This is a genomic window from Pseudomonas sp. GW823-FHT02C05, from assembly GCF_058797595.1.
In genome coordinates, this window is the sequence record NZ_JBXAJU010000004.1 from 19323 (window position 1) to 41912 (window position 22590).

The 22590-nt window shown below is 63.7% G+C and carries 19 protein-coding genes; 2 read left to right on the top strand and 17 right to left on the bottom strand.

What is annotated here, in order from left to right:
• Positions 1 to 27 precede the first annotated feature (27 nt).
• On the bottom strand, positions 28 to 1629 hold the full coding sequence (locus tag AC1RGE_RS21490; RefSeq protein WP_492584987.1) for an ABC transporter substrate-binding protein: 1602 nt from the start codon (positions 1627 to 1629) through the stop codon (positions 28 to 30).
• 238 nt (positions 1630 to 1867) lie between these two features.
• Here AC1RGE_RS21490 and AC1RGE_RS21495 point away from each other — a divergent pair, with 238 nt between their 5' ends.
• Positions 1868 to 2308 carry an Rrf2 family transcriptional regulator gene (locus AC1RGE_RS21495; RefSeq protein WP_145713278.1) on the top strand — a complete coding sequence of 147 codons (441 nt, stop codon included), beginning with the start codon at positions 1868 to 1870 and terminating at the stop codon, positions 2306 to 2308.
• Between the two features lie 152 nt (positions 2309 to 2460).
• On the opposite strand, the gene trpE is transcribed toward AC1RGE_RS21495, so the two are convergent.
• The 13 genes from trpE to AC1RGE_RS21560 all read right to left on the bottom strand — a co-directional run bounded on the left by trpE (position 2461) and on the right by AC1RGE_RS21560 (position 18947).
• Entirely contained in the window at positions 2461 to 3948 is a 1488-nt protein-coding gene (gene trpE, locus AC1RGE_RS21500; RefSeq protein ID WP_011063807.1) for an anthranilate synthase component I, read from the bottom strand.
• Positions 3949 to 4019: 71 nt separating this feature from the next.
• A complete protein-coding gene (locus AC1RGE_RS21505) occupies positions 4020 to 4838 on the bottom strand; it encodes a phosphoglycolate phosphatase (RefSeq protein ID WP_011063808.1) in 819 nt (272 codons plus the stop codon).
• On the bottom strand, positions 4835 to 5509 hold the full coding sequence (gene rpe / locus AC1RGE_RS21510; RefSeq protein WP_011063809.1) for a ribulose-phosphate 3-epimerase: 675 nt from the start codon (positions 5507 to 5509) through the stop codon (positions 4835 to 4837). Before rpe ends, AC1RGE_RS21505 begins: the two co-directional genes overlap by 4 nt.
• Before the next feature lie 80 nt (positions 5510 to 5589).
• The gene (locus AC1RGE_RS21515) at positions 5590 to 6738 is read right to left on the bottom strand and encodes an iron-containing alcohol dehydrogenase (RefSeq protein WP_011063810.1); all 1149 of its coding nucleotides are present in this window, start codon (positions 6736 to 6738) and stop codon (positions 5590 to 5592) included.
• A 117-nt stretch (positions 6739 to 6855) separates the two neighbouring features.
• Positions 6856 to 8301, bottom strand: a complete 1446-nt coding sequence (locus AC1RGE_RS21520; RefSeq protein WP_125063642.1) for a hypothetical protein — start codon at positions 8299 to 8301, stop codon at positions 6856 to 6858.
• A 73-nt stretch (positions 8302 to 8374) separates the two neighbouring features.
• Positions 8375 to 9523, bottom strand: a complete 1149-nt coding sequence (locus AC1RGE_RS21525; RefSeq protein WP_011063812.1) for an iron-containing alcohol dehydrogenase — start codon at positions 9521 to 9523, stop codon at positions 8375 to 8377.
• Between the two features lie 197 nt (positions 9524 to 9720).
• Positions 9721 to 11094: a sigma-54 interaction domain-containing protein gene (locus AC1RGE_RS21530; RefSeq protein WP_011063813.1), complete on the bottom strand. Its 1374-nt coding sequence runs from the start codon at positions 11092 to 11094 to the stop codon at positions 9721 to 9723.
• A gap of 102 nt (positions 11095 to 11196) precedes the next feature.
• Complete coding sequence (locus AC1RGE_RS21535) at positions 11197 to 12021, bottom strand: ABC transporter permease (protein WP_011063814.1); 825 nt, start codon at positions 12019 to 12021, stop codon at positions 11197 to 11199.
• Between the two features lie 13 nt (positions 12022 to 12034).
• Complete coding sequence (locus tag AC1RGE_RS21540; protein ID WP_011063815.1) at positions 12035 to 13282, bottom strand: ABC transporter permease; 1248 nt, start codon at positions 13280 to 13282, stop codon at positions 12035 to 12037.
• Between the two features lie 148 nt (positions 13283 to 13430).
• Positions 13431 to 14474 (bottom strand): ABC transporter substrate-binding protein, encoded by a 1044-nt coding sequence (locus AC1RGE_RS21545; protein WP_072443675.1) that lies wholly within the window; start codon positions 14472 to 14474, stop codon positions 13431 to 13433.
• Between the two features lie 43 nt (positions 14475 to 14517).
• Complete coding sequence (locus tag AC1RGE_RS21550) at positions 14518 to 15642, bottom strand: ABC transporter ATP-binding protein (RefSeq protein WP_011063817.1); 1125 nt, start codon at positions 15640 to 15642, stop codon at positions 14518 to 14520.
• Positions 15643 to 15904: 262 nt separating this feature from the next.
• Positions 15905 to 16534, bottom strand: coding sequence for a response regulator (locus AC1RGE_RS21555; RefSeq protein ID WP_011063818.1), 630 nt, complete (start codon positions 16532 to 16534; stop codon positions 15905 to 15907).
• 13 nt (positions 16535 to 16547) lie between these two features.
• Positions 16548 to 18947: a PAS domain-containing sensor histidine kinase gene (locus AC1RGE_RS21560; RefSeq protein WP_492584989.1), complete on the bottom strand. Its 2400-nt coding sequence runs from the start codon at positions 18945 to 18947 to the stop codon at positions 16548 to 16550.
• Between the two features lie 74 nt (positions 18948 to 19021).
• On the opposite strand from AC1RGE_RS21560, the gene AC1RGE_RS21565 reads away from it, so the two are divergent.
• Positions 19022 to 20011, top strand: a complete 990-nt coding sequence (locus AC1RGE_RS21565) for an alpha/beta hydrolase family protein (protein ID WP_065365139.1) — start codon at positions 19022 to 19024, stop codon at positions 20009 to 20011.
• 45 nt (positions 20012 to 20056) lie between these two features.
• On the opposite strand, the gene AC1RGE_RS21570 is transcribed toward AC1RGE_RS21565, so the two are convergent.
• From AC1RGE_RS21570 to AC1RGE_RS21580, 3 genes are read right to left on the bottom strand one after another with little or no spacing between them, the layout of a single operon-like run.
• Positions 20057 to 20824: a TerB family tellurite resistance protein gene (locus AC1RGE_RS21570; protein ID WP_492584991.1), complete on the bottom strand. Its 768-nt coding sequence runs from the start codon at positions 20822 to 20824 to the stop codon at positions 20057 to 20059.
• Between the two features lies 1 nt (position 20825).
• Positions 20826 to 21500 carry an N-acetylmuramate alpha-1-phosphate uridylyltransferase MurU gene (murU, locus tag AC1RGE_RS21575; RefSeq protein ID WP_015637249.1) on the bottom strand — a complete coding sequence of 225 codons (675 nt, stop codon included), beginning with the start codon at positions 21498 to 21500 and terminating at the stop codon, positions 20826 to 20828.
• Positions 21497 to 22522: an aminoglycoside phosphotransferase family protein gene (locus tag AC1RGE_RS21580; protein ID WP_011063823.1), complete on the bottom strand. Its 1026-nt coding sequence runs from the start codon at positions 22520 to 22522 to the stop codon at positions 21497 to 21499. The genes murU and AC1RGE_RS21580 overlap by 4 nt, the downstream gene beginning before the upstream one ends.
• Between the last annotated feature and the right edge of the window lie 68 nt (positions 22523 to 22590).

Genomic DNA, 22590 nt, shown 5'->3' on the forward strand with positions numbered 1-22590 from the left:
CGAAGAAAGGTGCAAAAAGTGTCGGGCTTACGCCTGCCACCAGCGCTCGATCAAGCGCAGGCCATCGAGCTCGCCATAGGGCGCGGTCAGCCCGCCGTGGGCCACGCGCTTGGAGCGTGCGGCCACGGAGCTTGCGAACAGCGGCACGATCGCCCCGCCCTCGTCACGGCACAGGGCCTGCATTTCGTTGTACATCTCCTGGCGCAGCGGCGCGTTCATCTCGCCGCGAGCGGCGTTGAGCAGCTGGTTGAAACGGGCGTTGTCCCAGTGCGTCTCGTTCCAGGCCGCGCCCTTGGCGTAGCCGATGCTGAACATGCGGTCGGCGGTCAGGCTGCTGTACCAGAACGAGGTGGTGAAGGGCTGCTTCATCCACACATTGGAAAAAAAGCCGTCGGCTGGTTCGCGCACCACGTCGATGTCGATACCGGCCTGGCGTGCCTGCTCCTTGAACAGTACCGAGGCATCCACCGCGCCGGTGTAAGCGGCATCGGAGGCCTGCAGGCGCACCTTGAGCGAATCGACCCCGGCCTGGCGCAGGTAGAAACGCGCCTTGTCCGGGTCATAGCCACGCTGCTCCAGGGCGCTGTTGATGAAGCGACTACCGGGCTGGATCGGGTGGTCGTTGCCAATCTGGCCATAGCCATAAAGCACCGAGGCCAGCAGGGTTTCGCGGTTGATCGCATGTTTGAGCGCCAGACGGATGTTGTTGTCCTGGAACTGCTGGCTGTCGGTCAGCATCGGGAAGGTGTAGTGCTGGGCGCCCTTGGTCTCTTCGATGACCAGATTGGGGTTGCGCTTGAGCAAGGCGACAGTCTTGAGATCGACCTTGTTGATCACATCGACCTGGCCGGTGACCAGGGCGTTGACCCGCGCGGCGCCATCGGCGATGGCCAGCAGCTCGGCGCTGGCGAAATGCGCGCGGCCGGCTTTCCAGTAATCCGGGCTGCGCTCAAGGTCCATGCGCACGCCGGGTTCGAAGCCCTTGAGGCGATAACCGCCGGTGCCGATCCCGGCCTGCCAGTCGGCGGCGCCGTCCTTGGCGGGCATGATCACCAGGTGATAATCGGCCACCACGTAGGCGAAGTCGGCATTGCCCGAATGCAGTTCGAACACCACGGTGTCATTGCCCTGGGCGCTGACCTTGGCAACATCGCCGAGCACAGTCTTGGCCGCCGAGGTGGACTTGTCGCCCAGGTGATGCCCGATTGAGGCGACCACATCGCCGGCATCCAGAGTCTTGCCGTCATGGAAGGTCACCCCCTGGCGCAAGGTGAAGGTCCAGATGCGTGCATCGGGGCTGGATTCCCAGCGCTCGGCAAGCTCGGGGATCGCCGTGCCATCGACGCCGATTTCGCTCAGGGTGTTGTACACCGCCGAGAAACCGACAAAGGTAAAGGTGTCGCTCCATGAACCTGGATCACGAGAATCGGTAGTACTGCCACCGGCCAGGCCCATGCGTAGCACGCCGCCCGCTTTCGGGGTGGCCTCCCCGGCCCAGCCGCGTTGCGGCAAGCCCATTGAAAACGCCCCGGCCACGGCAACCGCCGCTGCGCTGTACTTGAGAAAATCCCGACGCGGCAGGCCGCTGTCGTGCATCGCTTGAGTTATTTTGTTGTTGTTATCGCTCATGGCATTGCCTCTGTTGAACCGCAGAGAAAAGGATTCAGCCGACCTCGCACGCACTGATGCTAAATATTTGTAATTGTCATCATGACAAATACATTAAGCTCAAAAACAGGTCGCTGCCAATCCCCTTCTCTTTACGAGCGAGGCTCTTGCTAGGCGGGGTTTTGTCAGTACTATCGGTTCGAAGGGGCAGATCGGAATGTCGCTACTGCCCTACCACTGAAGAGAGAATTCAAACTAGATGAGTCAGTCGACCCGCCTGATCACCGCCTCATACATCCTCTCGTTCGTAGCGGCCAACGCGCCGCAGAGGTTGCGTACCGAGACCATTGCCAAGTGGGTCAAGACTCATCCCACCCGGGTACGCAGTCTCGTGTCGTTGATGGTCAAAGCCAATATTCTGAAGTCATGGCGCGGCGCCCACGGCGGCCTGACCCTCGCACGCCCAGCCAGCGATATCACCTTGCGTGAGGTCTATGACGCCGTACAGGAAAGCTCGCTGATCGCCGAGAAGATCGACAACCCGTTCTCAGGCCTGGAAGAACATTGCAAGGTATTCGATGTATTCACCCGCCTGTTCGCCATGCTTGAAGCCAACATGCGCCTGGACCTTGGCACTATCACCGCAGACCAACTGTTCGTTGCCTTCGAAAAACCGCAGGAAAATATCAGGCAGGCCTAAGACCTTAGGGCGCAATGCTCGGGGCCTTCATCAGCGCAGCAGCTGGGCGCTTATCGCTCCCGCGCTCGATTGATATACACCACAGCACTGGATTTCATGAGGTCCTGATAGACATCAGGATCCTCACAAAACCAATCAACGACAGCAACTCCTCAAGCCTTGGATGCAGGGGTCTGTTCCGCCAGTGCCACGGCACGGAACATTGCGCGACGCTTGTTCAGCGTCTCTTCCCACTCCAGGGTCGGCACCGAGTCGGCAACAATCCCGCCGCCGGCCTGTACATGCAGCTCGCCGTTCTTGATCACCGCCGTGCGAATGGCAATGGCAGTGTCCATGTTGCCGTTCCAGGCGAAGTAACCCACGGCGCCGCCATAGATCCCACGCTTGACCGGTTCCAGCTCGTCGATGATTTCCATCGCACGGATTTTCGGTGCGCCGGACAGGGTGCCCGCCGGCAGGATCGCCCGCAGCGCATCCATGGCCGTCAGCCCGGCCTTGAGCTGGCCGGTGACGTTGGAAACGATGTGCATCACGTTGGAATAGCGCTCGATGACCATCTTTTCGGTGAGTTTCACCGAACCGATTTCCGAGACCCGACCGGTGTCGTTGCGTCCCAGGTCGATCAGCATCAGGTGCTCGGCGATCTCCTTGGCGTCCGACAGCAGGTCCTGCTCCAGGGCCAGGTCGGCTTCCTCGGAGGCGCCCCGCGGGCGGGTACCGGCGATCGGCCGCACAGTGATCAGGTTGTCTTCGACCCGCACCAGCACTTCCGGCGAGCTGCCCACTACGTGGAAATCACCGAAGTTGAAGAAGTACATGTAAGGGGTCGGGTTGAAGCAGCGCAGCGCCCGGTACAGGTCGATGGGCGCCGCCGAAAAATCGATGGACATGCGCTGGGACGGCACCACCTGCATGCAGTCACCGGCCAGGATGTATTCCTTGATGGTGTCCACGGCCCGTTCATAGTCAGCCTGGGTAAAGCTGGAGCGGAACAGCGGATCAGCGGCCAGCTGCTTGCTGAAATCCAGGCCCGGACGCGGAGTGATCGGCTGGCGCAGTTGCGCCAGCAATTCCTGCAAACGTGCCTGGCCGGCTTCGAAGGCGTTGTCCTGGCCAGGGTCGGCCAGCACGATGGCGTGCACCTTGCCCGCCAGGTTGTCGAACACCACTACCGCGTCGGAGACCATCAGCAGGATATCCGGCACACCGATCGGATCCGGGTTCGGGCACGGGCCCAGGCGCGGCTCGACATAACGCACGCAGTCATAGCCGAAATAGCCCACCAGGCCACCGTTGAAACGCGGCAGGCCGGCAATGGTCGGGACGTTGTAGCGGGCTTTGAATTCCTCGACGAAGGCCAGCGGGTCGGCCACTTCGTGACTTTCGATCTCCACGCCATCATGGGTCACGCTGACCTGGAAGCCGTGCACCCGCAGCACAGTGCGGCACGGCAGGCCGATGATCGAGTAACGCCCCCACTTCTCACCGCCCTGCACCGACTCCAGCAGATAGGAGTTGGGCTGGTCGGCCAGTTTCAGGTAGATCGACAGCGGGGTATCGAAGTCGGCAAGGGTTTCGCAGGCCAGCGGGATACGGTTGTAACCGGCTGCGGCCAAACGCAGGAATTCTTCGCGAATCATGGGGTGCCTCGTGGCTTGAGGGTCTAACAGTCAGGTATGCAAACGTGCCGGCGGGGCCGGCCAGACAAAAATCAGGCGCGCCAACGCCAGCGGGCCAGGGCCTTGATGACTTTCATCCAGAGTTTGCGAGTGACCACCACGATGGAGTTTCCAGAATGGGATGGAACAGCGTCGGGCAACGTTATCTCAGCGGCAGGTTCTAAGCAACCGGGGATCAGCGCCCGCAGGTTGTCGATCACCAGCGCCGGCGACTCCTCGGCAATCGGCCGGCCGTGGTTGTAGCCGTAGCTCAGGGCGACGCACTTGACCCCCGCCGCCTTGGCTGCCAGCACGTCACTGCGCGAATCGCCGACGAACAGTGATTGCGAGGCCGGCACGCTGGCCATCTTCATCACAAAGAACAGCGCCGCCGGGTCGGGTTTCTTCTGCGGCAGGGTATCGCCGCCGATGATCCAGCGGAAATACCGACCGATTTTCATCTGGTCCAGCAAGGGGGCCACGAAACGCTCGGGCTTGTTGGTAATCAGGGCCATTTCCACGCCCTGCTTGTGCAGCCACTTGAGAGTCTCGCGCGCACCGGGATAGACCACGGTCAACTCGTGGCTGTCCTCGTAGGCGGTATTGAACAGCTCCAGCGCATACTCGGCCTCGACATCGTCGACACCCTGGGCCTCCAGGCTGTTGGCCAGGGCCCGGCGCACCAGCATGGGCGCACCGTTGCCAACCCACTCACGCACCGCCTCGACACCGGCAGGCTTGCGCCCCAGCTTGAGCAGCATCTGATCCACGGCAGCCGCAAGGTCCGGCACCGAATCGACCAGGGTGCCATCCAGGTCGAACATCACCAGCCGTGGCAGGCGCCCCTGGAACAGCTGCTCAAAGGCGCTCATGGTCGCGCCAACGCCAGTTCGGCACGCATTTTCTCGATGACTTCCTGATAGTTCGGCGCATTGAAGATCGCCGAGCCTGCCACAAAGGTATCGGCGCCTGCGGCAGCGATTTCGCGGATGTTGCCCACGTTCACCCCACCGTCGATTTCCAGGCGGATATCCCGCCCGGAGGCATCGATCAAGGCACGAGCCTCACGCAGCTTGTCGAGGGTGCCCGGAATGAACTTCTGCCCGCCAAAGCCCGGGTTGACACTCATCAGCAGCACCATGTCGACCTTGTCCATCACGTACTTGAGCACGTCCAGCGGAGTTGCCGGGTTGAACACCAGGCCAGCCTTGCAACCGCCTTCGCGGATCATCTGCAGGGAACGGTCCACATGCAGCGTGGCTTCGGGGTGGAAGGTGATGTAGGTGGCGCCCGCTTCGATGAAGTCACCGATGATGCGGTCCACCGGAGTGACCATCAGGTGTGCATCGATCGGCGCGGTGATCCCGTACTTGCGCAGCGCGGCGCAGACCATCGGGCCGATGGTCAGGTTCGGCACATAGTGGTTGTCCATGACATCGAAATGCACGATGTCGGCGCCGGCGGCCAGGACATTGTCCACTTCCTCGCCCAGACGGGCGAAGTCGGCGGAGAGAATCGACGGAGCAATAGCGAAGGGCTGCATGACGCACCTTTTTTGAGCAGAATCACGATGGCGCGCATTGTATACCTCATGCTTTGGAGCGCACACCGTAACCGCGATGATCAGTAGGCCGCGCGATAGATCTTCTCGATATCGGCGGGGCTCAGCCGGCGCGGGTTGTTGCGCATCAAGCGCTCGATACCCGCGGCCTCGACGGCCATGGCCGGGATCGCATCCTCGGGCACGCCGAAGCTGCGCAAGCCGCTGGGAATTTCCACCGCCGCACACAACGCTGCCATGGCCTCCACTGCCCGGTCGGCCGCCTCGCTGGCACTCAGGTGCGCGGTCTGTACCCCCATGGCCTCGGCGATATCCTGCATACGCTCGACGCAGGCCATCTTGTTCCAGGTCATGACATAGGGCAGCAGCAAGGCATTGCTGACCCCGTGGGACATATGAAAGCGGCCGCCCAGGGGATAGGCCATCGCATGCACCGCACCGACCCCGGCATTGCCGAAGGCCATGCCGGCCATCAGGCTGGCGGTGGCCATGTCCTCCCGGGCCTGCAGGTGGGCCGGGTTGGCAAAGGCCTTGGGCAAAGCCTTGACGATCAGCTTGATGGCGCCGATGGCCAGGGAGTCGGTGATCGCGGAAGCATTGAGGGACAGGTAAGCCTCAATGGCATGCGCCAGGGCATCGACGCCGCTGGCCGCGGTGACACGCGGTGGACAGGTCAGGGTCATCTGCGGGCTGACCAGGGCCACGTCCGGCAGCAGGTAGTCGCTGATGATGCCTTTCTTCAATTGCGCGACCCGGTCCGAGAGGATCGCCACATTGGTCACTTCCGAACCAGTGCCTGCGGTGGTGGGAATGGCGATCAGCGGCGGCCCCTTGCGCGGCACCTGGTCGATGCCGAACAGGTCCTCCAGGGCGCCATGATAGCCGGCATAGGCCCCGACACTCTTGGCAATATCGATGGCGCTGCCGCCGCCCAGGCCGATCAGCCCGTCATGCCCGCCCTCGCGGTACACCTGCATGCAGTCCTCGACGATGGCGATTTCCGGATCAGGCTGCACCCGGTCGAAGACTTCGTAACTGCGCTCCCCCAGGTGGGCCAGCGCCAGCTCCACCGTGCCGGACCTGAGCAGGGCAGTATCGGTGACGATCAGCGGGTTATCGACATCCAGGCGGGTCAGCTCGGCAGCCAGTTGCTCGATGGCGGTGCTGCCGGTCAGCAATTTATGGGCGATCTTGAAAGAGGAAATACTCATGTGCGCAGCCTCTTATATAAAGGTGGGAGCCGGCACAAGCGTAGCTGGGGATTGCGCAACCGGGCTGTCGCGATGCCCGATCGGCATCACGACAGTGCTCACGTTACCCGCGAAAGCTCATGCCACCTCGCTTTCCACCGCCCGGGCGGGCTTGGCCTGGGGCCCTGGCTGGGCACCCGGGACGGCAGTTGCGTCCGCGGCGCCCAGGTCCTTGCTGAAAGTCCGGTCGTTCTCGCCCTTGAAGAAGTTCTTGCCGTAGATCAGCAGGCACAGCACCACGCCAATGGCAAAGCCCCAACTGGCGCCCTTGATCGCCAGCACTGCACCGATCACCCCTGCGATGCCCAGGTCACGCTGGCTACGGGCCTCGAGAATGCCCAGGCGCACGCTGACGTAACCCTGGATCAGCAAGGTCAGCGCCAGCGCGACCCCGAGAATCGGCTGCACCAGGGTCACTACCGGCAACAGCAGCAAGCCGGTGTTGGTGCCCCAACGGAACGAGCCCATGCCGCCATAGATCGACTTCATGGCCTTGGGCCCGCCCTTGAAGCGCTCGATCACCACCACCAGCATCGCCGCCCATTTCGGCCCGCACATGGCAATGTCCGGACCGAAGATGCTCATGAACGCGTTGCGCCCGCCGAAGATCAGGTGCGAGCGGTCCGGGTCGTAGTCGACCTTTTCGTCGGTGCGGATCTGCTCGGCCTCGTCCAGCAGCACCTTGGCGCTGAGCACATCGCCAAAGACGATGATGTACACCGCGAGCATGGTCGGCAGCGCGCTGATGAACATCGACAGCGGCGGCATGCCCAGGCCGAACACCGTGTAGTTGTTCCACAGGCCGATGAAGTCCGGCTTGCTCAGGCCCCACTGGATGGTCGGCCACGGCGCTTCACCGAACAGCGGCGCCAGCACTACCGCCAGCAGGATGATCGGCAGGATGCCCAGCTTGGCGAAGTTCCACCAGAAGCGGTTACGCAGCTTGAGCTGGGCAAAATGCTGAGAAAAGATCAGGTAGAAGGCAATGCCGATGGCAATGGAAATGGTCCAGGGAAAGCTGTCGAACTTGCCGCCCACCTGGAACACCGCGGTCACCGCACTGAGCCCGGCGCCGACAATGATTCCCGACTTGATCGCCGAGGGCACGAAGCCCACCACCTTGCGCGCCATGCCGGTGGCCCCCAGGGCGATGGAGAACACCCCGAGCATCAACTGGAAGGCAATCAGCGCGTGGACACGCTCCGGGCCCACGGGAAACTGCGCGCAATAGGCCATCAGCAGCGGCACCGCCGGGGTGATCCAGCCGGGCACCACGGGGTCGCCCAGCAGGTGGTGGGCCAGGTACAACAGGCCGTTGAGCATGACCACGGCCAGGGCCATCTCGAAGGGCATGCCGAGGAACTCGGTCATCAGTGGAATGGCCGCCAGGTCGACGGCGCACATCAGCAAGCCTTGCAGGTAGTCCGGCAGCTCGAATTTGTAGTGGATAAAGGGCAAACGCACCTTGAACGGGCCAAGGGCGATGTACGGCGTTTCGTGCCGAGTGTCGGAAGGCGTTGGCATCAACTGCACCTGTCTTATTGGTATTGGTGGCGGTGTAAAGCGGCCCGCGCCAGTTGGCACGGGCAAGGATCGATCAATAGGCAGCCCGGTAGATCTGCTCGATATCGCCGGGGCTCAGTTGGCGCGGGTTGTTGCGCATCAGCCGCTGGATACCCGCCGCTTCCACGGCCATGGCCGGGATCGCGTCCTCGGGCACACCGAAGCTGCGCATGCCCGTGGGGATGTCCACCGCAGCGCACAGCGCAGCCATGGCCTGGACCGCCTGCTCTGCGGCCTGGCCATCACTGAGCCCGGCGATCGGCAGGTCCATGGCCTGGGCGATATCGCGAAAGCGCTCGACACAGGCCATCTTGTTCCAGGCCATGACGTAGGGCAGTAGCAGCGCGTTGCTCACCCCGTGGGCGATATTGAAGCGCCCGCCCAGGGGATAGGCCAGGGCATGCACTGCACCGACTCCGGCATTGCCGAAGGCCATGCCGGCCATCAGGCTGGCGGTGGCCATGTCTTCCCGGGCCTGCAGGTTGGCCGGGTTGGCGTAGGCCTTGGGCAGCGCCCTGACGATCAGGCGGATCGCGCCCAGGGCCAGGGAGTCGGTGATCGGCGAACCGTTGAGCGACAGGTAGGACTCCACCGCATGCACCAGCGCGTCGACGCCACTGGCGGCGGTGACGCTGCGCGGGCAGGTCAGGGTCATCACCGGGCTCACCAGCGCTACGTCCGGCAGCAGGTAATCGCTGACGATGCCCTTTTTCAACTGGGCCACCTTGTCCGAGAGGATCGCCACGTTGGTCACCTCCGAACCGGTGCCCGCAGTGGTAGGAATGGCAATCAGCGGCGGCCCCTTGCGCTGCACCTGATCCACCCCGAACAGCTCTTCCAGCGCGCCTTCATGGCCGGCGAACGCAGCCACCGCCTTGGCGATATCAATGGCGCTGCCGCCGCCCAGGCCGATCAGGCCATCGTGGCCACCGGCCCGGTAAGCCTGGGTGCAGGCCTGGACTATGGCGATTTCCGGCTCCGGCTGGACCTCGTCGAAGATCCGGTAAGCGCGCCCGCCCAGGTGGGCCAAGGCCAGATCGACGGTGCCGGACTTGACCAGGATCGCATCGGTGACGATCAGCGGGTTGCTGATCTGCAGGCGCGCCAGTTCGGCGTCCAGCTGTTCGATGGCGCCCTGGCCGGTAATCAGTTTGTTGGCAATCTTGAACGCAGAAATACTCATCAGCTCGGCCTTGTTTAATTGTTGTGGCAAGAGCGCCGTCAGGCGGCCACTCTCGAATGGGCTCGCAGGCTGTAGAGCGAAAGCTGTGCCAAGATACGCAAAGCCTTGATCTACAAGGCTCTGGAAGGAAATCCAGGGGAATGACCGGGCCGTCGCGATTGAATTGCTGATCGCTGCAGGCAGCTCTGATCAGAATCCTAATCAGAGTGTTCCCAGCGCTTCATCTTCTGCACCACCGTGGCCTGGCTCACCCCCAGCGCCTTGGCGGCCAGGCGGGTGGTCTTGTGCAGTTGCAGGGCCGCGCGAATTGCCTGGCGCTCGGCGTTCTCCAGCACCTTGCGCAGCGGCAGGCGGCTGTCGTCGGTGTTGCGGGCCTGTTGCTCGATCAGGTCCTCCGGCAGGTCCAGGGCCTCTATCACCTGGCCGGAGCAGGTCACCACCAGGCGCTCCACCACGTTGATCAGCTCGCGGATGTTCCCCGGCCAGGCGTACTCGCCCAGCAGTTCCAGGGCTTCCAGGCTCCACTGCACCTGACGCTGATAGCGCTGGTTGAAGTGCTCCAGGTAGTACTCCAGCAAGGGGCCGATTTCCTCGCTGCGCTCGCGCAGGGCCGGGATCGCGATGGGCACCACATTCAGGCGGTAATACAGGTCGGCGCGGAACTTGCCCTCGGCCACCCGCTGCTTGAGGTCGTGATGGGTGGCGCTGATGATGCGCACATCCACCTCCTTGAGCTCCAGGCCGCCCACCGGAATGAAGCGGTTCTCTTCGATGACCTTGAGCAGCTTGACCTGCACCGCCAGGGGCAGATCGCCGATCTCATCGAGAAACAGCGTACCGTTGTGTGCCAGTTCCAGCAGTCCGCGCTTGCCCTTGCTGCCAGCACCGGTGAAGGCACCCGGGGCATAGCCGAACAGCTCGGCCTCGATCAGGTTCTCCGGCAGCGCCCCGCAGTTGAGGGCCAGGAACGGTTCGCGGGCACGAGCACTGGCGTTGTGGATAAATTGCGCCACCAGGGTTTTACCCACACCCGTCTCCCCTTGCAGCAGCACCTTCACGTCGCAGTCGGCCACTTGCCGGGCCTGGGCAAAGACCCGCCCGGAAACCTCCTGGTCGGCCATCAGCGGTGATTGCAACAGGTCGTCACGCTGGCCCGCATGCAGCCGCGCAGTGCTGGTGCGCAGCTGCTTGAGCTGCTGCAACTCGTCGCGCTCGCGCTTGATGCGCAGCAGCTCGGTCATGTCGCGCACGGTGCTGACCACATAGCGAATGCTCTGGTCGGCGGCGAGGATCGGCGTGGCACTGACCAGCAACTTCTTGCCGTGGCTGAGGCTCTGCATCACCGACACCGGCCGACCGTCCTGCAGTACCCGTAGTGAAGCGGACTGGGAAATCACCCCGCTCTTCACCAGCTCCTGCATCGGCCGCCCCAGCAGCTCGGCGCCGTTCAGGCCGGTGAGGCGCTCGTAGGCCTGGTTGACCTTGAGGGTCTGGCCCTGGCCATCGGTGATGTAGACGCCGTCATGCAGCGCATTGAGCAGCTCTTCGAAACTGGCATCGTTGAAGTTCACCCGCGACTCCACAGTAAGCATGGGAAGCGCGCAGTTTACGGGTGAACGACAAGCAGAGGGGACGGGGCGGCCCAGACCTTAGTACAAGGCCGCCCGAGGGGCTCAGGCCTGAGCCGTGCGCAGTTTCTCGCTGCGCCCGCGCAGCCATTCCAGGGTCAGCAGCAGGATCACCGAGAAGGCGATCAGCAACGTGGCCGCAGCGGCGATGGTCGGGCTGAGGTTCTCGCGGATGCCGCTGAACATCTGCCGCGGCAGGGTGGCCTGCTCCGGGCCGGCGAGGAACAGGGTCACTACCACTTCATCGAACGAGGTGGCGAAGGCGAACAGCGCGCCACTGATGACCCCGGGGGCGATCAACGGCAAGGTCACCCGGCGGAATGTGGTCAGCGGCGAGGCACCCAAACTGGCCGCGGCCCGCACCAGGTTGTGGTTGAAGCCCTGCAGGGTTGCCGACACGGTGATGATCACGAAAGGCACGCCGAGCACCGCATGCACGATGATCAGCGAAAAGAAACTGTTGCCCATGCCCAGCGGGGCGAAGAACAGGTAGCTGGCCACACCGATGATCACTACCGGTACCACCATCGGCGAAATCACCAGGGCCATCACCAGCGCCTTGCCGGGGAAATCACCGCGGGTCAGGCCGATGGCCGCCAGGGTGCCGAAGACCATGGCCAGCAAGGTTGCGGCCGGCGCCACGATGACGCTGTTCTTCAGCGCGCGCATCCACTCGGCAGAGGCGAAGAAGTCCTGGTACCAGTGCAGCGAAAAGCCCTGCAGCGGGTACACCAGGAAACTGCCGGAGTTGAACGACAGCGGGATGATCACCAGCACCGGCAACACCAGGAACAACAGGATCAAGCCGCAGAGAATCCGCAAGCTGTAGAACCAGACCCGTTCGACGGGTGACATGTAGGGGCTCAGCATTTCGATTCTCTCCTTAGCTCAGGCGCAGGCGGCTTGCGCCCACCAGCCAGCTGTAAATCAGATAGAGCACGATGGTCGCCAGCAACAGCAGGCCGCCCAGGGCCGTGGCCATGCCCCAGTTGATGCTGGTGTTGGTATAGAAGGCGACGAAGTAGCTGACCATCTGGTCGTTCGGGCTGCCCAGCAATGCCGGGGTGATGTAGTAACCAATCGCCAGGATGAACACCAGCAGGCAACCAGCGCCGACCCCAGCGTAGGTCTGCGGGAAATACACCCGCCAGAAGCTGGCGAACGGATGGCAGCCCAGGGAGATCGCCGCACGCATGTAGGTCGGCGAGATGCCTTTCATCACGCTGTAGATCGGCAGGATCATGAACGGCAACAGGATGTGCACCATGGAGATGTAGACCCCGGTACGGTTGAACACCAGTTCCAGGGGCTTGTCGATCACCCCCATGGCCAGCAGCGCGCTGTTGATCAGGCCACCCGATTGCAGCAGCACGATCCACGCCGCCACTCGCACCAGGATCGAGGTCCAGAACGGCAGCAGCACCAGGATCATCAGGAGGTTGCTCTTGCGCGCCGGCAGGTTGGCCAGCAGGTACGCCAGGGGATAGGCCAGGGCCAGGCAGATGGCGGTGATCACCAGGCCCATCCAGAAGGTGCGGGCGAAGATGTCCAGGTAGATGGACTGGTCCGGGGTGGCCGGGGCCAGTTCGCCCAGGTCGTCGATGCGATGGTCCACCGCCGCCAGCAGGTAGTACGGGGTCAGGCTGCTGGTGTTGCGGCGGATCGCCTGCCAGTAGGCCGGGTCGCCCCAGCGCTCATCCAGGCTTTCCATGGCTTCTTTATAGGATTCGGGCTCGGCCTTGAACGGCAGGGCGCGGGCGGTCTTGGTCAGCAGGCTGCGGTAGCCGGCCAACTCCATGTTCAGGCGCTTGGACAGGTCGCCCAGGGTCTGATTCTTGCGGGCGTCCGCCAGGTCTTCGCTCAAGGCCTTGTAGGCCCCTTCGGCAGGCAGGCCACGACCGTCCCAGGCACTCACGGCCGCCACAGTACGCGGCATGCCGCCGACCACTTCCGGGTTGCCGACGCTCTTGTACAGCAGCGCCACGATCGGTACCAGGAACACCAGCAGCAGAAACAGCACCAGGGGCGCGATCAGCGCCTGGGCCTTCCAGCGGTTGACCCGCTCGGCACGGGCCAGCCGCTGCTTGAGGGTCGGGCCGGTGACCGCGTTCAGGGGAACGGTGATGGTCATGACAAACTCCGCGAATCGATCTTTCGAATACAAACCACCAGGCGGCAGGAGCGGGCTTGGCCGCGCATCGAAGGCTGTGCTTCACCATCAAGGTTGATGCTGATGACGCCTTCGCGAGCAAGCTCGCTCCTACAACGGCAGGGGGTGGTTACTTGGCTGCCCAGGCGTTGAAGCGCTGTTCCAGTTGCTCACCGTTGTCAGCCCAGAAGCTGACGTCGATCTGCACCTGGTTGGCGATGTTTTCCGGAGTGGTCGGCATGTCCTTGAGGATGTCCTTGGCCAGCAGCGGCACGGCCTGGGTGTTGGCCGGGCCGTAGGCGATATTCTGCGAATAGGTTTTCTGCTGCTGCGGTTGCACCGAGTAGGCGATGAACTTCTTCGCCGCTTCGGCGCGAGCCTTGTCCAGGCCTTTTGGAATGGCCCAGGCGTCGAAGTCGTAGATGCCGCCGTTCCACACCACTTTCAGGTTGCTTTCCTTCTGCACCGCGGCGATCCGGCCGTTGTAGGCCGAGCTCATGACCACGTCGCCGGAAGCCAGGTACTGCGGCGGCTGGGCGCCGGCTTCCCACCACTGAATGTAGGGCTTGAGCTCATCGAGTTTCTTGAAGGCACGGTCCTGCCCATCCTTGCCGGCCAGGACCTTGTACACGTCCTTGGGCGCGACGCCGTCGGCCATCAGGGCGAACTCCAGGGTGTACTTGGCGCCCTTGCGCAGGCCGCGCTTGCCCGGGAACTGCTTGACGTCCCAGAAATCAGCCCAACTGCTCGGAGCGGTTTTCAGCTTGTCGGCGTTGTAGGCCAGTACCGTGGACCAGACGAAAAAGCCCACGCCGCACGGCTGGATCGCGCCCTTGACGTAGTCTTCGCTGTTACCGAACAGCGCCGGGTCCAGTTGCTCGAACATGTCCTCGTCGCAACCGCGGGACAGTTCCGGGGACTCCACTTCTACCAGGTCCCAGGACACACTCTTGGTGTCGACCATGGCCTTGATCTTGGCCATTTCGCCGTTGTATTCGCCGGCGATGATCTTGCCCTTGCCCGCCGCTTCCCAAGGGGCATAGAAGGCCTTGACCTGGGCCGCCTTGTTCGCCCCGCCAAAGGACACCACGGTCAGGTCCGGGCCCGCCGCCATGGCGTGCGCCGCACCCATCATGCCCAGTGCCAGGGCGGTGAATTTCAGGGATCTCAACATTTATTGTGTTCTCCACGTGCAGGTTGGTGTTGCAGGGGGGCGATCAATTCGCCTCTAGAAGCGGGTCGAGCGCGCGAACGTGCTCGACTTGCCAGCCAAGTGGCACCACGTCACCCACTGCCAGCGCAGGATCGAGCTCGGCAATCGGCTGTTTCACGAAGAAGTCGCTCTTGCCGCAGACTTCCAGGCGCACCCGGACGTGGTCGCCCAGATAGATGAATTCCGCCACCCGGCCGGAGAAGCGGTTGACGCAGCTTTCGCTGGAACCGTTGAGGCTCACCCGCTCCGGGCGGATGGACAAGGTCACCGGGCCGCCGACCTGGCCGACATTCACCGCCAGCGCCTCGACCTTCTCGCCACGCCCCAGCTCCACCACGCAACGCTCGCCGTTGTGGCTGTGCAGGCGGCCGTTGAGGCGGTTGTTCTCGCCGATGAAGTTGGCGACGAAGGTGTTCTTCGGTTCTTCGTAGAGAGTGCGCGGCGGCGCGATCTGCTGGATCTCGCCCTGGTGGAACACCGCCACCCGGTCGGACATGGTCAGGGCTTCGCCCTGGTCGTGGGTCACATAGACCACGGTCACGCCCAGGCGCTGGTGCAGGTGCTTGATCTCCATCTGCATGTGTTCGCGCAGTTGCTTGTCGAGGGCACCAAGGGGTTCGTCCATCAGCACCAGCTGTGGCTCGAACACCAGGGCCCGGGCCAGGGCCACCCGCTGCTGCTGGCCGCCGGACAGCTGGGCCGGGTAACGCTGGGCGAAAGCGTCGAGCTGGACCATGCTCAGCACGCGCTTGACCCGCTCGCTGATGTCGGTCTTGCCGAGGCCGCGCACCGACAGCGGAAAGGCCAGGTTCTCGGCCACGGTCATGTGGGGGAACAGCGCGTAGTTCTGGAACACCATGCCGATGTCGCGCTTGTGCGGCGGCACATTGTTGATCGAACGCCCGGCCAGCTGGATCTCGCCGGCGGTCGGGGTTTCGAAACCGGCCAGCATCATCAGGCTGGTGGTCTTGCCGGAACCGGACGGCCCCAGCAGGGTGAGGAACTCGCCTTTGCGAATTTCCAGGTTGAGGTCTTTGACGATCAGGTTCTCGCCGTCGTAGCTCTTCTGCACACCACGAAAGCTGACCAGAACATCGTTGGCCCCAGCACTTGAAACGACCTCGCTCATACCCGCACCTTTTGTTTTAGACGGCTGTGGAACAAGCCTAGAGGAGCCTGCAGAGCGCGCAAATCGGGGGCCAGGAGAGATTCGCCTCAGCCCTCTGGAAGGTTGCGTGTAGGGATTGCCCTACAAGAATGGCGCGATTGGATAAGGGCGGAGGCAAACGGCAGGCTGCAAGCGGCAAGAAACGGCGAAAGCCTGAAAGCGCGGAATGTCGCAAATGGATAAGTGCCCTCCCCCAAGGGGAGGGAGAGCACCGCAGAGGGTGTCAGAGCAGCTTGTGTTCCATGGCGTATTTCACCAGTTCGGCCAGGGAGGTGATGTTGAGCTTCTGCATCAGCCGCGCCTTGTGGGTACTGATGGTCTTGCTGCTCAGGGCCAGTTGCTGGGCAATGTCGTTGACATTGGCGCCCTGGGCCAGGCGCTCGAAAACCGAGAATTCACGCTCGGAAAGCAGCGAATGCAAGGGCCGGGTATCGGTCAGGCCGACCTCGAAGACCATACGGTCAGCCAGGTCCGGGTCGATATAGCGGCCGCCGGATGCCACCTTGCGAATGGCCGTCAGCAGCAGCGACGGATCACTGTCCTTGGTGGCGTAGCCGGCAGCGCCGATCTTCAGCGCCCGGGCGGCCATCTGCGCCTCGTCGTGCATCGACAGCACCAGGATCGCCGGCGGGTTGCTCAGGGCACGGATCCGCGGAATGGCCTCCAGGCCGTTCACCCCGGGCATGGAGATATCCAGCAGCACCACTTCGCAGGGCACCTGACGCAGGGTCTCCAGCAACTGCTCGCCGTTGCTCGCCTCGCCCACCACGACCAGGTCCTTGGCCAGGCCAATCAGTTGCTTGATGCCTTCGCGAACGATGGTGTGGTCTTCGGCTACCAGTACACGGATCACGCGTGTCTCCTCATTATTGTTCTTGGTCCAGGGGCACCCGGACACTCAGGGTGGTGCCTTCGCCCCGCTCACTGTGCAGCGACAGGCCCCCGCCCATGATCAGCACCCGCTCGCGCATGCCTACCAGGCCAAAGGACGTCGGACGTGCAGAAGCGGTGTCGAAGCCCAGGCCGTCATCGCTGATGCTCATGCACAGCTCGTGTGCTTCCAGGGTCAGGGTGAGTTCCACAGTATGCGCCTGGGCATGGCGCATGACATTGGTCAGGGCCTCCTGGAGGATACGGAACAGGCCGACGGCCTTGGCGTCGCTCAAGCGCGGCAGGTTGTCCGGCACCTGCACCAGGCAGGGGATCTGGGTGCGGGCCTCGAACCGGCGGGCCTGCCATTCGATGGCCGAGGCGATGCCCGCATCGAGGATTGGCGGCCGCAGTGCGGTAGCCACATCCCGCACCAGCTGGAACAGCTGGGCGATCAGGCGCTTCATGCTGTTGAGGCGTTCATGCAGGCCCGGGTCGAGCTGGGCATAGGCCAGCTCACACATGGACGTTTCCAGCTTGAGCACAGTCAGCATCTGCCCCAGTTCGTCATGGACTTCCCGGGCAATGCGGGCCTTTTCCTCTTCGCGCACGCTTTCCAGGTGCGCCGACAGCTCCCGCAACTGTTCACGGGAGCTGGCCAGTTCCAGCTCGATGCGCTTGCTTTCGCTGATGTCCCAGACAATGCCGTCCCAGACAAACGCGCCGTCATCCAGGCGCCGGGTGATGGCCTTGATCTCGGCCCAGCGCTGCTGGCCCTGGCGAGTGAGGATGCGGCCCTGCCAGGACCAGTCGCTGTCGGTGTCCAGGGCCTGGTCCTGGGTCTGGTGATAGCTGGCCTTGTCGTCCGGGTGCACCAGGCTGCGCAGGCCCTTGTCCCGGTGGGCCAGTACCGCTGGCGAGTAGCCCACCAGGGTCTCGCTGCCTTCGCTGATATAGGCGAAGTCGATCTGCCCGGTGACCGGCGCCCGCTCCAGGCGGAACACCAGGCCCGGCACGTTGGCTGCAATCCCCTGCAGACGCGCCTCGCTTTCGCGCAGGGCCGCCAGCGCGCGACGGCGCTCGGTCACGTCATTGAGATAGACCACCAGGTATTCGCTGTCGCGAAAGCGCAGGAAGCTCAGGGACACGTCCGCCGGCAGGATGCTGCCATCGGCACGCACACACTGGGTCTCGAAACTTTGCACGCCCTCCTCGCTGGCCCGGGCCCGCTTCCACAGGTTGAGCCAGCGATCCATATGCAGGTTGGGCTCGAAATCGATCAGCGGCCGGTCGATCACCCCGCCCGCCGGGTAACCGAGCATCTCTTCGGCTGCCCGGTTGGCGTAGCGCACATGGCTGTCCCAATTGACCCAGAGAATGCCCACGGTGCTCTGATCGATGGAGAACTGGGTCAGGCGCAGGGCTTCCTCGCTGGCGGCACGCAAGGCGATGTCCTCCCGCGCCGCCAGCAGGCGCTGCTCCAGGCTGCGCTGCTGGCGGCGCTGCCAGAAGACTATCGCCAGACTCGCCAGCAGCAGGATCACCAACAGCAGGCTGAGGTTCTGCCAGACTCCGGGGGACTCGCCAAGCCGCGGGTACTTGGGCTGCAGCCAGCGGCCATGGAGCTGCTCCAGCTCCTTGGCCGGGATCGCATGCAAGGCCGCTTCGACAATGCTCGCCAGTTCCGGCCAATCGCGGCGAGTGGCTACCCGCAGCAATTGCGGCAGGCCGATATCCCCCACCACGGCCAGCCCGGCGAACTCCGCCTCCCCCGAAAGGCGACTGAGCTGAGCCTCGTCCACCACCGCGTAGCGGGCCTGCTGGCTCAGCAGCAACTGCAGGGCCTGGCGCTCCAGCGGCACCCCTTGCAGGTTGAGGTTGGGGTAAGTCAGGCGCAGGTAATCGGCCACCGCACTGGGCATGCGCACGGCGACCCGGGCCTGGCTGTCGAGTTTTTCCAGCTCCACCGCACCTGCGCCCTTGCGCTCCCCGACCACCAACTGCGGCACGCGCATATAGGGGTCGCTGAACAACCACAGGCGCAGACCGGCCGGGGTCTGGGTCAGGCCCGGGGCCATGTCCACCTCGCCGTCCCGCAGGGCCCGCTCCAGCTGTGCCTGGTCAGGGAAGTTACGCCAGCTGAGCTCGATGTTCAGCGCCTTGGCCAGGGCTTGCATCAACTCGACATTGGCCCCGGACAGCCGCTGCAGGCGCCGGTCGTACTGGGCGAACGGCGCCTGCAACACCAGCCCCACCCGCAACTCGGGGTGCTGCGCCAGCCACTGGCGCTGTTCCAGGCTCAAGGGCGCAGTCGGCACCTGGGGCGCCGGGGCCGCATGGCCTATCAAGGGAAGGCACAGACAGCCGATAAGCAGAAGGCAGCGAAAACGCATCATCTGAAGTCTCACACCCTGACAAATACTGACCAACCCATTAGGCTGCCGGAATTACTTCTGGCCTGGAATATCCGATGCCCCTTGTCCACCGCTCGGCACTGCCCGCATTGTGCCTGTCGCTGATCCTGCCCTGGACCTTTTCTGTGCAAGCTGCCGACCCGGCTCCAGAAACCAAGACTCCCGAGGAACAACCGGCGCAACGCCAACCCCTGCCTGAGCGTAGCCAGGAAGACGCCGCCGCCCTGGAGCGCCAGTTGCCCGCCCTGGAACAGCAGCAGTTGCAAGCCGGCGGCGATACCTTCCTGGCCCTGTGGAAGCCGGCCAACACCAGCGACCCCAAGGGCGTGGTGATTATCCTCCCGGGAGCGGGTGAAACCGCTGACTGGCCGCAAGCCATTGCACCTTTGCGCAACAAATTGCCGGACACCGAGTGGGCCAGCCTGAGCCTGACCCTGCCTGACATGCTCAGCGAGGCCGCGCAACCACGGGTGGTCGAAGCCGCACCGGCCCCTACGGACAAGGCCAACACCGCCAAGGATGCCAGCACCGAGGCCAAGCCGATCGAGCAGGTCGCTGGCGGCGAAGCCGACGTGGCCGACCGGGTAGTAGCAGAAAGCACGGAAGAGCAGGTCAAGGCGGATGCCGAGCGCATCTTCACCCGTGTCGATGCTGCCCTGGCCTTTGCCGAACAGCAGAATGCCCGCAGTATCGTGCTCCTGGGTCATGGTACGGGTGCCTACTGGGCCGCACGCTACCTCAGCGAGAAACAGCCGGCCCAGGTACAGAAGCTGGTGATGGTAGCAGCCCAGTCCCCGGCCAATGGCAAACCGCAACTGGTGGAGATCACGCCTACGTTGAAGCTGGCCACTGCCGACTTCTTCTATGTCGACAAGCCTCTGGCGCAAAAAGCCGCCCTGGAGCGACTGCAAGCGAGCAAGCGCCTGAAGCACTCGAACTTCAGCCAGATTCCCCTCAAGGCCCTGCCCGGCAACAACACCGCCCAGCAAGAGCAGCTGTTTCGCCGGGTACGCGGTTGGTTGAACCCTCAGAACACCGATAGCTGAGCCCACAGGCCGCGACTGCCGCAGCGGCAATCGCGGCCTGCACCCTCAGCGGAATTCCCGGCGCTGGCGTATCAGGGCATAGGCGCTGTGCAGCTCCCGGGTCTTTTCCGTAGCCTCACGCACCTGTGCCTCGCTGGCGCCGTTGCCGGCGATCTTGTCCGGGTGATGGCGGCTGAGCAGGCGCCGATAGGCCCGCTTGATCTGCGCCGGCTCGCTGGTAGCTGCAACCCCCAACAGGCGCAGCGCCTCTTGATAAGTCAGGGCGCCTTCGGCCAGTGACTTCCTCGCCGGACCGTAGTCCTGCGCCAACGCCTGCACCTGGTCACGGGTCCAGCCCAGCCATTTGCCCCAGAGCTGGATCAGTTCGCGCTCCGCCGGCCCGACCCGGCCGTCGGCCCAGACCATGCGCCAACAGGCCCGCAGCACGCCTTCGGCGGCATGGGGCTGGGCCGCGAGGCGACGCAGATAGCCGCGCAGACGGTCATTGCCCGACTTGCCGCGATTGAACGCGGCAATCGCCCGGCGCTGGGCCGCATCGTTCATCTCCAGCGAGCGCATTTCCTGGCGCGCCTGCTGGATATGCCCGTCCATCACCCGGCCATCACTCTTGGCCAGCCGCCCCAGCAGCACGAACAGCAATTCATCATTGCGCAACGCCGGGCGCCCGCCCAGGCGTTCACGCACCTGCGCCCAGCTGTGCAGTTGCAGGCGCCGGTCCAGCGCCTGCCCCAGCAACGCACCGAGCATGGCCCCCGGAATACTGGCGATTGCAAATCCAGCTCCGGCTCCGATCAGAGTCCCTGGCCACCACATATCAGCGACTCGCTTGCAGCAAGTGTTCAACCTGGGCCAGACGCTCGACGGTGCCGACATCGACCCAGTGCCCCTGCATATGTTCGCCACTGACCTGGCCTTGGGCCATGGCTTCGCGCAATAGCGGCGCCAGCTTGAACGGACCGGCAACACAACCCTGGAATAACCGCGGATGCAGCACCGATATGCCGCTGAACGTGAGCGCCGCTACGCCTGGCTGGCGGTCGTGCAACTGGCCGTTTACCAGGCAGAAGTCGCCACCACTGGGGTGGTGCGGCGGGTTGTCCACCATCACCAGATGAGCCAACCCGGCCAGGGGCCGGCGCAGGGCGGCAAAATCGTAGTCGGTCCAGATATCGCCATTGACCACCAGGAACGGCGCGTCCCCCAACAAGGGCAATGCCTGGAAAATCCCGCCGCCGGTTTCCAGCGGCTGGCCTTCGGCCGAATACTGGATGTTCAGGCCCCAGCGCTGGCCATCGCCGAGTGCATCCTCGATCTGCTGGCCGAGCCAGGCATGGTTGATGACGATGTCGCGAAAACCTGCCGCCGCCAGGGCCCGCAGGTGGTACTCGATCAGCGGCATGCCCGCTACAGGCAGCAAGGGTTTGGGAGTGGTCAGGGTCAGGGGGCGCATGCGCTCGCCCTTGCCGGCTGCCAGGATCATCGCCTTCATGCATGGGCTCCCGCCGGCTGGCGCAGGCTGAGCAGCAGTTGCGACAGCTCTGCAAGCTCGGGGCGTCGGGACGTGACCGCCTCTATATAAGCAAAGAAGCGCGGCACGTCGGCCAGGTAGCGTGGTTTGCCATCGCGGTGGCAAATCCGCGAGAAGATACCGATCACCTTGAGGTGACGCTGCACACCCATCAGGTCGCTGGCCCGCAGAAACTCGTCAAAGTCGTCCTGCACCGGGATACCCCGCGCCCGCGCCTGGTGCCAGTACTGGCTCAGCCAGCCCTGTACCCGGGACTCCGGCCAGCTGAGGAAGGCATCCTTGAACAGACAGGTCACGTCATAGGTCACCGGGCCGTAGACCGCATCCTGGAAGTCCAGCACGCCGGGGTTCGGTTCGCTGTGCATCAGGTTGCGTGGCATATAGTCGCGGTGCACCAGCACCTTGGGTTGCGCCAGGGCGCTGTCGATCAGCAGGTCGCTGGCACGCTGCCATTGCTCGCGCTGCTGCGGACTCAGGCTGATGCCCAGCTCACGGCCGATGTACCACTCGGGGAACAGCTCCAGCTCACGGCGCAGCAGGGCCACGTCGTAACTGGGCAGGGGCGCGTCCATCGGCAACTGCTGGAAGGCCAGCAAAGCCTGGAATGCATCCTCGAACAGTGCGTCGGCATTATGTTCGTTGATCACGTCCAGGTAGGTCTGATTGCCCAGGTCATTGAGCAACAGGAAGCCGCGAGGCAAATCTTCTGCATAAATTTTCGGCACGTTGATGCCGCAAGTCGCCAGTAAACGGGCGATATCCACGAAGGGTTTGCAGTTTTCCTGGGGGGGCGGAGCGTCCATCACCACGAAGCTGCGACCCGCGCCCTGCCAACGGAAATAACGACGGAAACTCGCGTCGCTGCTGGCTGCGGTCAATGTTGCCGGGGGCACTTCACCCCAGCCCTGTGCTGCATAAACAATCGCCAACTGCTCATCGAGCCAAACTTTCAGGTGTTGCAAGCGTACATCTTGGTCAGGCATTACAAGGGTCTCCGACGGCGCTAGCCGTCAAGCGGGTCATGCTTTATTATCCAGCATCTTTTTCAGAC